We start from the raw sequence: 12,290 nt of genomic DNA on the forward strand, positions 1-12,290 counted from the left end.
CGGTGTGCGCTTGTCTGCGTTTTTCTGCGCGTATCAAAGCACGCGGTTGTTCAGCCACGGCTGGCGCGCGAGGCGCTCGGCTTCGTACTGGCGGATCTTGTCGGCGTGACGCAGCGTGAGGCCGATGTCGTCGAAGCCGTTCAAGAGACAGTAGCGGCGGAACGCGGCCACTTCGAACGGATATTCCTTCGAGCCGTCGGTCGTGCGCACGACCTGCTTGTCCAGATCGACCGTGAGCTGGAAGCCGTTGAACGCGTACGTTTCGTTGAACAGGTGATCGACGTCCGATTCGGAAAGCACGATCGGCAGCAGGCCGTTCTTGAAGCAGTTGTTATAGAAGATGTCCGCGAAGCTCGGCGCGATGATCGCGCGGAAACCGTACTGGTCGAGCGCCCACGGCGCGTGCTCGCGTGAGCTGCCGCAGCCGAAGTTCTTGCGCGTGAGCAGCACCGAAGCGCCTTGATAACGCGGCTGGTTCAGCACGAAGTCCGGGTTCAGCGGGCGCTTCGAGTTGTCCTGGCCTGGCTCGCCGTGATCGAGATAACGCCATTCGTCGAAGGCATTCGGGCCGAAGCCGGTGCGCTTGATCGACTTGAGGAACTGCTTCGGAATGATCGCGTCGGTATCGACATTCTCGCGATCGAGCGGCGCCACGACGCCGGTGTGTACGATGAATTTTTCCATGATCGTGTTGCCTTACCCGAGCTTGCGAATGTCGACGAAATGGCCTTCGATTGCCGCGGCGGCTGCCATGGCCGGGCTCACGAGGTGCGTGCGACCGCCCGCGCCCTGGCGGCCTTCGAAGTTGCGGTTCGAAGTCGATGCGCAACGCTCGCCCGGCTCCAGCCGGTCGGCGTTCATTGCGAGGCACATCGAGCAACCCGGCTCGCGCCATTCGAAGCCCGCTTCCGTGAACACCTTGTCGAGGCCTTCGCGCTCGGCTTGCGCCTTCACGAGACCCGAGCCCGGCACGACCATCGCGAGGCGGATGTTCGGCGCCACGCGGCGGCCGAGTTTCTTCACGACATAAGCGGCGGAGCGCAGGTCTTCGATACGCGCGTTCGTGCACGAACCGATGAAGATCTTGTCCGGCTTGATCGACTCGATCGGCGTGTTCGGTTCGAGCGCCATGTATTGCAGCGCGCGTTCCATCGCGTCGCGCTTGACCGGGTCCTTCTCGCGCTCGGGGTCCGGCACGCGGCTGTCGACCGACGTGACCATTTCCGGCGACGTGCCCCACGTGACCTGCGGCACGATGTCGGCTGCAGTCAGTTCGACCACGCGGTCGAAGTGCGCGCCTTCGTCGGTGCGGAAGCTCTTCCAGTATTCGACGGCCTGGTCCCATTCCGCGCCTTGCGGCGAGAACGGACGGCCCTTCAGGTATTCGATCGTGGTGTCGTCCACGGCGACCATGCCCGCGCGCGCGCCGCCTTCGATCGCCATGTTGCACACGGTCATGCGGCCTTCCATCGTGAGGCCGCGGATCATCGAGCCGCCGAACTCCATGGCGTAGCCCGTGCCGCCCGCCGTGCCGATCTTGCCGATGATGGCGAGCACGATGTCCTTCGCGGTGCAGCCGCGCGGCAGTTGGCCCTCGACCTTCACGAGCATGTTCTTGCTCTTCTTTTGCAGCAGCGTTTGCGTGGCCAGCACGTGCTCGACTTCCGAGGTGCCGATGCCGTGCGCAAGCGCGCCGAACGCGCCGTGCGTGGACGTGTGCGAGTCGCCGCAGACAATCGTCATGCCGGGCAGCGTCGCGCCCTGCTCCGGACCCACGATGTGCACGATGCCCTGGCGCTGGTCGGCCATCTTGAACTGCGTGATGCCGAAGGCGTCGCAGTTCGAATCGAGCGTGTCCACCTGCAGTTTCGAGACCGGGTCGGCAATGCCGTGGCTGCGGTCGGTGGTGGGCACGTTGTGGTCGGACACCGCCAGGTTCGCGCTGATGCGCCACACGGGGCGCTCATGCATCTTCAGGCCTTCGAAAGCCTGCGGGCTGGTGACTTCGTGCAACAGATGACGGTCGATGTAGAGAATCGTCGTGCCATCGTCTTCCGTGTGGACCACATGGGTGTCCCACAATTTGTCGTAGAGCGTCTTTGCCATGATGTGCGGGGGAATTGTTTGACTGCGGGGCAATACGGTTGTGTGAATCGATTATGCCACGCGAAACCCGCCCACTACAGGGCCTTTCCTGAAAAAAAGCGATAAAAAACAGTGAGTTGGGTGGTAGTCGCGATACCTGTATCAACGTTACCCGGCGAGCGCGGGTGTCGTGGCGCAACCGTGTCGCGCCAAAGCGTGCGCACGTCGGGGGCTCGCTGCAGGGATTCGGGATGCAAAAAGAGATGCGCCGGCCCGACCACGACCGGCGCAAGTTGGTTACCGCTGTGAGAACGGTGAAACATGGGCTTCGGAATTCGCGACACAGGGGGAGCCGCGTCACCGACGTCCATACCTGTCTAACGGCAATTTGGCGCCAGGGTTTAATCGGGGCCAATGCCGCGCTCCAAAACGGTGCGCAAGCGCCATGGCAATTTAATTAGTCATCCTGATTTTCATGGTACTTCATCCATATCCGACGGCCATTTCCACCGGAGAGCGTACGAGTCGCCGGAACGGACACTGCCCGATCAGGCACGAGGTTTGCGAGACGAACCCGGCCGCATGGAATTCCACCTTGTGATTTCATCGTACTCAATAAACAACGCCGCGGCCGGCCAGCCAAACTCGGAGGCTTCATGCCACTCGCAATCTGCATTGCGCAGCACAGAACAAGCAGAATAAAACCAACGGCGCCGCGCCGCTCGCGGGCCACGCAGCGTATGTCACTTGCCGCCATGGCATGCGCCCTCGCAGCGCTGGCCCCGCGCGCCGAGGCGCAAACCCCCTCGCCGCTTGGCGAATGGCAGTACTCCGCAGGCATTCCGCTCGAAAAGATGTTTGAGCCAAACCGTCCTGACTTCGAAGCGCGGCTTGGCGTGGGCGCGACCTTCGAACCGCGCTACGACGGCTCGGACCGCTATCACACCCTGGTCGGCCCGAGCATCGACCTGCGCTACAAGGACATCCTGTTCGGCTCGACGGGCGAAGGCTTCGGCGCCAACGTACTGCAGGGCCCGAACTGGCGCGTGAGCGTCGCCGCGGCCTACGACCTCGGACGGCGCGGCCAGGACGACCCGACGCGGCTGTACGGGATGGGCAACATCAACCCGGCGCCGGAATTGAAGATCGCTGGCGAGTATGTGATCTCGAAGGACTTCCCGCTCGTGCTGCGCACCGCCTTCACGCGCAGCTTCGGCGGCTCGAATGGCTGGACTGCGGACCTCGGCGCCTATATGCCGCTGCCGGGCAGCAACGAGAACTTCTATTGGTTCGCCGGCCCCTCGGTCACGTTCGCCGACTCCAGCTACATGCAGAGCTGGTTTGGCGTGACGCCACAGCAGGCGGCGGCATCCGGTTACCGTCAGTACGACGCGAGCGCGGGCCTCAAGTCGGCCGGCTTCGGCATCACGATGGTCTACTTCGTCAACAAACATTGGTTCGTGAGCGCCGACGGCGCGATCAAGCGCCTGCTCGGCAGCGCCGCGCACAGTCCGATCATCCAGACGAAGACGGGGGGCGTTTGCGACGTTTCGATCAATTACCAGTTCTAGCGCTGCGGGGCGCTACCGGCAGCCAAGATCGTCGAACTCCTTCTCCGCGTCGCGGCGCTGGTTGTAGCGCTGCATCGTGTTTTCCTGTTCCCCGTAGTGCCCGTAATTCGGCACGACGGCGTTCGCCTGATCGGTCCCTGCCGGCCTGAACGCGTGGTCATACTCGGCGGCCACCTCCTTGCAGCGCCTCGTCAGGTCGTTCGCCCGATCGCTCCTGGAAGGCGCGGTTGCCACGCCGAAGTTCTGCTGCAGAGGGCTCAGATATTGCCGCGAGTTCGAGTCCGGTGCAGCCGGTTTTTCGACCGTCTGTGCCGGAGCGCGGCTCGCCAGCGTGAAAAGACAAAGCAATACGAAGAGGCAGCGGGCGATCATGGTCGTCGGTCCGGAAAAAAGGCGGAATCGTATCCGCGTCGCACCAACTCACGCGTGACCTGTGTCAAGCCACGGCGCTCATTCCCTGCTCATTCTTCGCCACTATGCTGACCCAATGGGCCAAAGGCCCATGAGGCCGGCTGTGCCCGCAAAAACCGCGCACGAAGGTCACATTCCTCCCTACGTTCAAAGGAACAACCATGCTTGCGCCGATCGTCACGGCCTCCTTCCTCGGTCAGCCCGCGTGGCTCTGGATCGCCTTCCTGGCAGTGGTGATCGTGCTGCTCGCGCTCGATCTCGGCGTGCTGCACCGTGACGACCACGAAATCGGCATCCGCGAAAGCCTGTGGCTCTCGCTCGGCTATATCGTCGTGGGTGTGCTGTTCGGCGGCTTCGTCTGGTGGCAGCTCGGCGCGCAACCGGCCACCGAATACATTACCGGCTACCTCATCGAAAAATCGCTCTCGCTCGACAACGTGTTCGTCATCGCGTCGATCTTCGGTGCGCTCGCGGTGCCGCGGCAGCTTCAGCATCGCGTGCTGTTCTGGGGCATTGTCGGCGTGCTGGTGCTACGCGCGTTGATGGTCGGACTCGGCGCGGCGCTCGTCACGCAGTTCGAATGGATGCTGTACGTGTTCGGCCTGTTTCTTGCCGTGACGGGCGTGAAGATGCTGCTGGGCCCGAAGGAAGAGGCCAGCGTGGACGACAGCGCCCTGCTGCGCTGGCTGCGCCGCAAGCTGCCGGTCACGCCGCAGCTCGAGGGGCGCGCGTTTCTCGTGCGGCAGGCGCATCCGCGCACCGGCAAGCTCACGCTGCTCGCCACGCCGCTACTGCTCGCGCTCGTGATGATCGAGTTCGCCGACCTGATCTTTGCTGTCGATTCGATCCCCGCGATTTTTTCGATCACGACCGATCCGTTCATCGTCTATACGAGCAACATCTTCGCGGTACTGGGTCTGCGCGCGCTCTACTTCGCGCTCGCGGCGATGGCGCACCGCTTCTATTACCTCAAGCATGCGCTCGCGCTCGTACTGGTATTCATCGGCGCGAAGATCTTTCTGGTGGGCATCATCGGCAAGATTCCCGCCCTGTTCAGCCTTGGCGTGACGGCTGCGCTGCTCGCGGGCGGCGTCGTGGTGTCGCTCGTCAAGACACACAAGCCGGAAGGCACGCTCGGCGCTTCATGAACACAAACTGCGCGTTCCTCATTCTTCGCTCATTTTGCTCTGCGAGGATGGTTTCCATCGAGGCCGCGCTGCCCTTCAAGCAAGACGGCACGGGCCTCGATGACCTGTCACTCATCACGGAGCGCATCATGAAATGCCCCAACTGCCCTGACGTCACCCTCTCGCTCACAGAGCGTCAGGGCGTCGAACTCGACTACTGCCCGCAGTGTCGCGGCGTCTGGCTCGATCGCGGCGAACTCGACAGGCTGATCGAACGCAGCGGCAACCGGCAGTATCGCATCGAAGACGATGCACACGCATCGCGCCAGCATGGTTCGAAGCACGGCTCGCAACATGGCGACTACGCCCCGCGCCGCGCGCACGACAGCTACGGCGGCAACGGTCATCGCCGCAAGTCGTGGCTGCAGGACATCTTCGACTGAGCCACGGCTGCGCCAACCGTTCCATCGCCATCACGTTTTAAGAGGATTCCTGAACATGCGTACCTATACCTGCAACAGTCCGCAAGCCGCTGGCCGCATCGTCGCCGTCGCGATGCTCGCCGACGGCCACCTGAGCAGCGAGGAGCTGGCAGCCGTCCATCGCGCGCGCCTTGCCGACCGGCTCGGCCTCGCGCCGGGCGAATTCGGCGAAATCCTCAAGGGCCTGTGCGAGGACTTGCAGACCACCTCGCACCTGAACTGGAGCGACGCATGCAAACTCGACTCCGACGTGATGCAGCAAATCATGCGCGAACTCGACGACCCCGCGCTGCGCGCCGAAGTGCTGAATCTGTGCCATGTCGCGGTGTATTCGGACCGGCACGTTGCCGAAAACGAAGTCGCGCTGCTCGCTTCGCTTAGCCGCGCCTGGCAGAAGGAACCCTGGCAGCGCCTGCTGGCATAAGTTCGCGCGCAATGCGTGCCTTCCCCCATGCATTGCGCTATGCGGCGAGCCCCGCGCTCGCCGCGGTTTTTAACAGCGCGCAGTTCCTTGCGCGCTTTTTTTATTCGAACGTTCCGGCGCTCACGTGCAAACGGCCCAACCCAGCCCGCGCACGTTGCGGATCACCGCTTGTCCGAACTTGCGGCGCACGCTGTAGATCACGGCATCCACCGCGTTGCTTTCCACTTCCTCGCCCCAGCCATAAAGCCGCTCCTCGAGTTGCTGACGCGACAGGATCGCGCCCGGCCGCTCGAGCAGCGCGAGCATGAGCGCGTACTCGCGCGCGGAAAGGTCGTCGGACTGGCCGTCGAACGTGAGACGGCGCGCGTTCATGTCGAGCGTCACGCGGCCGCTGCCCATGGTCGGCGAGGCGAAGCCCGATTTGCGCCGCACCACGGCGCGGATGCGCGCGAGCAGTTCCTTGCTCTCGAACGGCTTCACGAGATAGTCGTCGGCGCCGAGATCGAGGCCTTCCACGCGCGTGTCCACGTCGTCGCGAGCGGTGATGATGAGCACGGGCGTGGCGTCTTGCGACTCGCGCAGGCCGCGCAACACGTCGAGCCCGCTCATGTCGGAAAGACCGAGGTCGAGCAGGATCGCCGTGTACGAGCCGTCGCGAATCGCGGTGCGGCCGCCCTCGCCCGTGCGCACCCAGTCGACGCTGTATGACGCGTCCTTCAACGCGCGCAGCAGCGCGGGCCCGATCAGCAGATCGTCTTCGATCAGCAGAATGCGCATCGTGTCCGTCCTTTGTTTCGTATGCTTCCCGGAATTTTGCCTTACCGGCTTGCACCGGATTGGCGCGGCAACTCGATTCGCGCGACGATGCCGCGTTGTCCATCGCGCCGGTTCGCGAGCGTCACGCAACCGCGGTAGCTCTGCGCCACCGCCTGCGCGATGGCGAGGCCAAGGCCGCTGCCGTGCGCATCGTGACCGCCCGCGCGGAAAAACCGGTCGAATACGCGCGGCAAGTCGGCCTCGGCAATGCCGGGCCCGTTGTCGGTCACCTCGATGACAACGCCTGTGCCTTCGCGGCGCACCGCTACGTCCACATTCGCGCCTTCCTGACTGTAGCGGATCGCGTTGTCCACGAGATTGCGCACGAGCACGCGCATGTCGGTTTCGGTGGCGCGCACCGTCACGTCGTCGAGACGCGTCACGCCCAGATCGACACCGCGCGAGTCGGCGAGCGGGAGCAGGTCAGCCAGCACGTCGGTAACGACCTGCGGCAGCGGCACCTCCGCCAGCACGCGTTGCGCACTGCCGATTTCGGCACGCGCAAGACCAAGCAGCTGCGAGACGAGCGCGCCCGTGCGCACGATGCCGCGCCGCAACTCCTCGAAACGCTCGGGGTACTGTTCAGGCGGCGCATTACGCAGGTTGTCGATCTGCAGTTGCATGGCGGAGATCGGCGAACGCAGTTCGTGCGCGGCATCGGCAATGAACATGCGCTCGGCGTTCACGAGCACCGAAAGGCGCTCGATCATGCGATTGATCGATTCGACGAAAGGCCGCAATTCGACGGGCGCCTGCCCGGCTTCGAGCGGTTTGAGGTCGTGCAGATCGACGTTCGCGGCGCGGTGCCCGATGCGCTCGAGCGGCCGCAGCGAAACGCGCACGGTCACGGCGATCGTGAGCGCGAGCAGCGGCAGCAGCGCAAGCATGGGCAGCAGGCTCCAGAACGCCACGCGCAAGGCGTTGCGGTTGCGCATGCTGCGCGATTCGGCCACCTGAATGTATTCGTCGCCGGCGGCGAGTGCGAACACGTCCCAGGCCTCGCCGTCATAGTCGATCGACGAGAAGCCGCTTTGTGCGCGCGGCAGCGCGACGTTCGCGTTGCTCGTGCGGCTCGGTGCTTCGCCGTCGCCCTCGGACCAGATCTGCACGACGAAATCGTCGGCGGGCGAGCGTTCGCCGCGCTCCGTTGCGCGATGGGGCACGCCCGTCTGAACGTGCGCGGCCGCGTCGCGCAAAGTCGTGTTGAACTCGGCGGCGAGACTGCGCACCACGAGGAAGGTGCCGAGCGCGCCCAGCACGCCGACGAGAATCGCGAGCGTGCCGATCGCAATGCTCAGGCGGCGATGCAGGGAATGCGCGGCGAAGAACATGGAGCGTCTCGGGTTGGGAGGCGCGCTCCATCATAAAGGATTCGCGGCGTGCGTTCGGCTGCCTGGTGGGGTTCAACGATGCCCGCCGCCCATGCCGCCCCCGCCGCCATGCCCCATACCGCTCCAGACGCCGCCGTGTCCGCCATGTCCGCCATGAAAGCCGCCATGCATGCCTGACACCGGATGCATATGCGGGCCGCCCGGGAAGACATGATCCATGTGATGAAAGTGATGGAAATGGTCAACGAACACGAACGAGCCGCCCACGAACACCGGCGGCCACCAGCCATACCACGGACCGGCGTAGTAAGCCGTCGCGTCGGGCCAGGCCACTGGATACACGAGCGTGTCGTCGCTCTGCATGATCTGCCATGTGCCGTCGGGTTGCAGGCATGCGACGCCGCTGATCTGCTGCGGCGCGCCGTCGATCTCGGCGGTGCCGGTAACGGGGCGGCATGGCGCCTCTGACGGGTAAGACCCATACGCGGCCTGCTGCGACGCGACCGGCGTCGTACAGGCGCTGAGCAGGCAGGCCAGCACATTGAAGGCGAGAAGTTTGCGCATGATGTCGCCCCTTGCGATGGTCCGGCCTCGTGGCGCGCGGGTTGCGCGCCGGCGCCGTGAAGACTCCATCGGTACGCCTCGCACGCGGCGCGCGAATGTGTCGGCGCGCCGGCGTGTCATCTGCAAAACGAGGGGCGTGGCAGCACTATTCCTTTTCTGGTGCGCGCTCGGGGCGAGAATGGCCCTTGCCCTGATTACCGCTTGTTTCGGCGCCGCCGAACTGCGTCAGGCCTGCCACCGCGTAACAAACGCGCGAATGTCCGCGTTCACGCGCGCCGCATGGTTGAAGTACATGCCATGCGTGCCGCCCTCATAAACCTTCAGCGTCGCGCGTTCAAGCGCGGCCGCCGTCGGACGCCCTGTGATCTCCAGTGGCGCCGAAGCATCGCAGTCGCCGTGCAGCACGAGTGCGGGTACGTCGATCGCGGCCAGTTCGCGGCGGAAGTCGGTCACCATCTGCACGCGGCTCAACTGCGCGGCTGCGTACAACGACGTGCCCAGCATCATGTCCGCCGTCCACTGAATGACCGTGCGCGACGTGCCGGGGCTGAAGTAGGCGTCGGCGCGCCGGTCGATCCAGTCGGGAAACGACGTGAGCATTTCCGCGATCGACGCTTCGAAGAGGCTCGCGTCGAGCCCGCCGGGATTGTCGGCAGTCTTGAGCAAACAAGGCGTAGAAGCCGGCGAAACCAGCACGATGCCGGCTACGCGGCGCGAGCCGTGACGGCTCAAATAACGCACGATCTCACCGCTCGCGAACGAATGACCGACCAGCGTCACGCGCGCCAAACCTCGTGCGTCGAGTACCGCTTCGAGATCGTCGGCAAGCGTGTCGTAGTCGTAGCCACGGCCCGGGTCGCTCGAACGTCCGTGCCCGCGGCGGTCATACGCCACGCAGCGAAATCCCGCGGCTGCGAGCGGCGCGCATTGGTAGTTCCACATGTCGGCATTGAGCGTCCAGCCGGAGAGAAACACGAGCGGCACACCATCGCCCCAGTCGCGATAGTGCAGTGCGGTGTCGTCGTCGATGCGGATCAAGCCGGGTTGGCGGGCATTGAGGGTGTCGCGTGCCATGGTCGTCGCTCCTTGCGGTTGGGGTGGGCCGATGAGGACCATGGTCGCCGATGCCGTGCGCGTCGACGATTACGTCGGAGGTAATGGCCGTGCGCCCGTGGCAACGACGCTTGCGCGCGCTGCGCGCAAGCGCACCACGCCGGTGCTAGATTCGTCGCACGTACTGCCCAGGAGACGCTCATGAGCAACACTTCGCCGCGACCGGCCTTCGGCTCCGCCATCTACTATCGCGACCCATTCGCCGCGCTCGACTGGCTGGAAAAGGCGTTCGGTTTCAAGCGTCAGTTCGTCGTCACGTCGCCGGACGGAAAGCTCGGCCACTCGGAAATGCGCTTCGGGGACGGCTACGTGATGATTTGTGGCGGCTGGCCCGGCATGCCCTACACGAGCCCCGCCGAACTGGAAGGCAAGAACACGCAGTCGGTGCACGTGCAGTTGAAAAGCGGTCTCGACGCGCATTGCGAACGCGCCCGCGCCGCGGGTGCGAAGATCATTCGCGAACCGGCCGACCAGTTTTACGGCGATCGCGTCTACGCGGCTTGCGACCCCGAAGGCCATGTCTGGAGCTTCGGCGAAACCGTGCGCGAGGTCACGCGCGAAGAAGCGGAGCAGGCCAGCGGGCTGAAGATCGACGGCTGGGTTTGAGCGCCGGTTTGAGCACGACGGCGTACCTCGCGCGCAAAAGAAAAACGCCCCGACGAGTGATAACCCGTCGGGGCGTTTGCATGACGGCTTGCGCGCAGCGCGCGCAAAGCGAAATGGCTTAGCGTTGCGCGATCGGCTTGGCTTCGCGCGGCGTTTCGCCGATGAACAGCTGACGCGGACGGCCGATCTTCTGTTCGGGGTCGGCGATCATTTCGTTCCACTGCGCAATCCAGCCCACCGTACGCGCCATCGCGAAGATACACGTGAACATCGAGGTCGGGATGCCCAGTGCGCGCTGCACGATACCCGAGTAGAAGTCGACGTTCGGGTACAGCTTGCGCGACACGAAGTATTCGTCTTCCAGCGCGATCTTTTCGAGCTGCATGGCAAGCTTGAAGAGCGGGTCATCATGCAGGCCGAGTTCGTTCAGCACTTCGTAGCACGTCTCGCGCATGAGCTTCGCACGCGGGTCGTAGTTCTTGTACACGCGGTGACCGAAGCCCATCAGCTTCACGCCCGAGTTCTTGTCCTTCACTTGCTTGATGAACTCAGGAATCTTGTCCGGCGAGCCGATCTCTTCGAGCATGTTCAGTGCAGCTTCGTTCGCACCACCGTGCGCCGGGCCCCACAGGCAAGCGATACCGGCCGCGATACACGCGAACGGGTTCGCGCCCGACGAGCCAGCCAGACGCACCGTCGAGGTCGAAGCGTTCTGCTCGTGGTCGGCGTGCAGAATGAGGATACGGTCGAGCGCGCGCACGAGCACGTCGTTGACCTTGTACTCTTCGCACGGGTTCGAGAACATCATGCGCATGAAGTTCGCGCTGTACGACAGATTGTTCTGCGGGTACACGAACGGCTGGCCGATCGAGTACTTGTACGCCATGGCGACGAGCGTCGGCAGCTTCGCGATCATGCGGATCGCCGACACTTCACGATGCTTCGGATTGTTGATGTCGAGCGAGTCGTGATAGAACGCCGACAGCGCGCCGACTGCGGCGACGAGAATCGCCATCGGGTGCGCGTCGCGGCGGAAGCCGCGGAAGAAGAACTGCATTTGCTCGTGAACCATCGTGTGCTGCGTGACGGTCTTCACGAACTCTTCCTTCTGCGCTGCGTTCGGCAGTTCGCCGCGGTACAGCAGGTAGCAGGTTTCGAGGAAGTCGGCGTTTTGCGCGAGGTTGTCGATCGGGTAGCCGCGGTACAGCAGTTCGCCCTTGTCCCCGTCGATGTACGTGATCGCCGAGTTGCACGACGCCGTCGACATGAAGCCCGGGTCATACGTGAACTTGCCGGTCTGACCGTACAGTTTGCGGATGTCGATCACATCCGGGCCCATCGTGCCCTTGTAGATCGGCAGTTCGACGCTCGGCGAATTGTCGCTGAACGATAGCGTGGCTTTTACATCAGACGGGGTCATAGCACATCCTCAATCGAAGATAAACACGGGATTCGATAGTTTTGTACGTCCGGCGCGGCGCCTGCAAGACAACTGCGGACGCCACCGCGCTCAGACGTTCCGAAGCAGCTCCAGCACCCGCTTCACGTCCGGGTCGGCAAGGTCGCCTTCTGGTTCCTTGCGCGCGAGCAGCAAGTCCATCAGGTCGTTATCGCTCAGCTCGAGCAGGCGCGTGAGAGCGCCCACGTCGGCGTCGCTGAGTTCATGCTCATAGCGCTCGAAAAACCGCTCAAAAATCAGATCATTTTCGAGCAGGCCGCGCCGCGCGCGCCAGCGAAGGCGCGCGCGGCGAAGGGGGTCG

At 64.0% G+C, this 12,290-nt stretch carries 14 protein-coding genes; 5 read left to right on the plus strand and 9 right to left on the minus strand.

The window, feature by feature from the left end; genetic code table 11:
• Nucleotides 1-33: 33 nt before the first annotated feature.
• Together leuD and leuC are read right to left on the minus strand one after the other, a co-directional pair.
• Nucleotides 34-684 carry a 3-isopropylmalate dehydratase small subunit gene (leuD, locus tag U5A58_RS18590; RefSeq protein WP_158760568.1) on the minus strand — a complete coding sequence of 217 codons (651 nt, stop codon included), beginning with the start codon at nt 682-684 and terminating at the stop codon, nt 34-36.
• Between the two features lie 12 nt (nt 685-696).
• Nucleotides 697-2,106 carry a 3-isopropylmalate dehydratase large subunit gene (gene leuC, locus U5A58_RS18595; protein ID WP_321962540.1) on the minus strand — a complete coding sequence of 470 codons (1,410 nt, stop codon included), beginning with the start codon at nt 2,104-2,106 and terminating at the stop codon, nt 697-699.
• Between the two features lie 719 nt (nt 2,107-2,825).
• On the opposite strand from leuC, the gene U5A58_RS18600 reads away from it, so the two are divergent.
• Entirely contained in the window at nt 2,826-3,656 is an 831-nt protein-coding gene (locus U5A58_RS18600) for a MipA/OmpV family protein (protein ID WP_415774248.1), read from the plus strand.
• A gap of 12 nt (nt 3,657-3,668) precedes the next feature.
• Here the strand turns inward: U5A58_RS18600 and U5A58_RS18605 are convergent, their stop codons facing one another.
• Nucleotides 3,669-4,028, minus strand: a complete 360-nt coding sequence (locus tag U5A58_RS18605) for a hypothetical protein (RefSeq protein ID WP_321962542.1) — start codon at nt 4,026-4,028, stop codon at nt 3,669-3,671.
• A 200-nt stretch (nt 4,029-4,228) separates the two neighbouring features.
• Between U5A58_RS18605 and U5A58_RS18610 the strand changes: the two genes are divergently transcribed.
• From U5A58_RS18610 to U5A58_RS18620, 3 genes are all read left to right on the plus strand, one after another.
• Nucleotides 4,229-5,215, plus strand: coding sequence for a TerC family protein (locus U5A58_RS18610; protein ID WP_321962543.1), 987 nt, complete (start codon nt 4,229-4,231; stop codon nt 5,213-5,215).
• Nucleotides 5,216-5,343: 128 nt separating this feature from the next.
• The gene (locus U5A58_RS18615) at nt 5,344-5,637 is read left to right on the plus strand and encodes a zf-TFIIB domain-containing protein (RefSeq protein ID WP_321962544.1); all 294 of its coding nucleotides are present in this window, start codon (nt 5,344-5,346) and stop codon (nt 5,635-5,637) included.
• 55 nt (nt 5,638-5,692) lie between these two features.
• A complete protein-coding gene (locus tag U5A58_RS18620; RefSeq protein ID WP_321909813.1) occupies nt 5,693-6,100 on the plus strand; it encodes a TerB family tellurite resistance protein in 408 nt (135 codons plus the stop codon).
• 120 nt (nt 6,101-6,220) lie between these two features.
• Here U5A58_RS18620 and U5A58_RS18625 read toward each other — a convergent pair whose 3' ends face one another.
• The 4 genes from U5A58_RS18625 to U5A58_RS18640 form a co-directional block, all read right to left on the minus strand.
• The gene (locus U5A58_RS18625) at nt 6,221-6,877 is read right to left on the minus strand and encodes a response regulator transcription factor (protein WP_321962545.1); all 657 of its coding nucleotides are present in this window, start codon (nt 6,875-6,877) and stop codon (nt 6,221-6,223) included.
• 41 nt (nt 6,878-6,918) lie between these two features.
• On the minus strand, nt 6,919-8,247 hold the full coding sequence (locus tag U5A58_RS18630; RefSeq protein ID WP_321962546.1) for a HAMP domain-containing sensor histidine kinase: 1,329 nt from the start codon (nt 8,245-8,247) through the stop codon (nt 6,919-6,921).
• Nucleotides 8,248-8,319: 72 nt separating this feature from the next.
• Nucleotides 8,320-8,811: a hypothetical protein gene (locus U5A58_RS18635; RefSeq protein ID WP_321909818.1), complete on the minus strand. Its 492-nt coding sequence runs from the start codon at nt 8,809-8,811 to the stop codon at nt 8,320-8,322.
• A gap of 225 nt (nt 8,812-9,036) precedes the next feature.
• Nucleotides 9,037-9,885: an alpha/beta hydrolase gene (locus U5A58_RS18640; protein ID WP_321962547.1), complete on the minus strand. Its 849-nt coding sequence runs from the start codon at nt 9,883-9,885 to the stop codon at nt 9,037-9,039.
• Nucleotides 9,886-10,065: 180 nt separating this feature from the next.
• Here U5A58_RS18640 and U5A58_RS18645 point away from each other — a divergent pair, with 180 nt between their 5' ends.
• Complete coding sequence (locus U5A58_RS18645; RefSeq protein ID WP_321933882.1) at nt 10,066-10,530, plus strand: VOC family protein; 465 nt, start codon at nt 10,066-10,068, stop codon at nt 10,528-10,530.
• 118 nt (nt 10,531-10,648) lie between these two features.
• On the opposite strand, the gene gltA is transcribed toward U5A58_RS18645, so the two are convergent.
• Together gltA and U5A58_RS18655 are read right to left on the minus strand one after the other, a co-directional pair.
• Nucleotides 10,649-11,950, minus strand: a complete 1,302-nt coding sequence (gltA, locus tag U5A58_RS18650) for a citrate synthase (RefSeq protein WP_158760579.1) — start codon at nt 11,948-11,950, stop codon at nt 10,649-10,651.
• A gap of 90 nt (nt 11,951-12,040) precedes the next feature.
• Nucleotides 12,041-12,290 (minus strand): succinate dehydrogenase assembly factor 2 (locus tag U5A58_RS18655; protein ID WP_321909823.1); only part of this gene is annotated, 250 nt, incomplete at its 5' end.

It is taken from the genome of Paraburkholderia sp. J7 (genome assembly GCF_905220155.1).
In the GTDB taxonomy this organism is placed as follows: Bacteria; Pseudomonadota; Gammaproteobacteria; order Burkholderiales; family Burkholderiaceae; genus Paraburkholderia.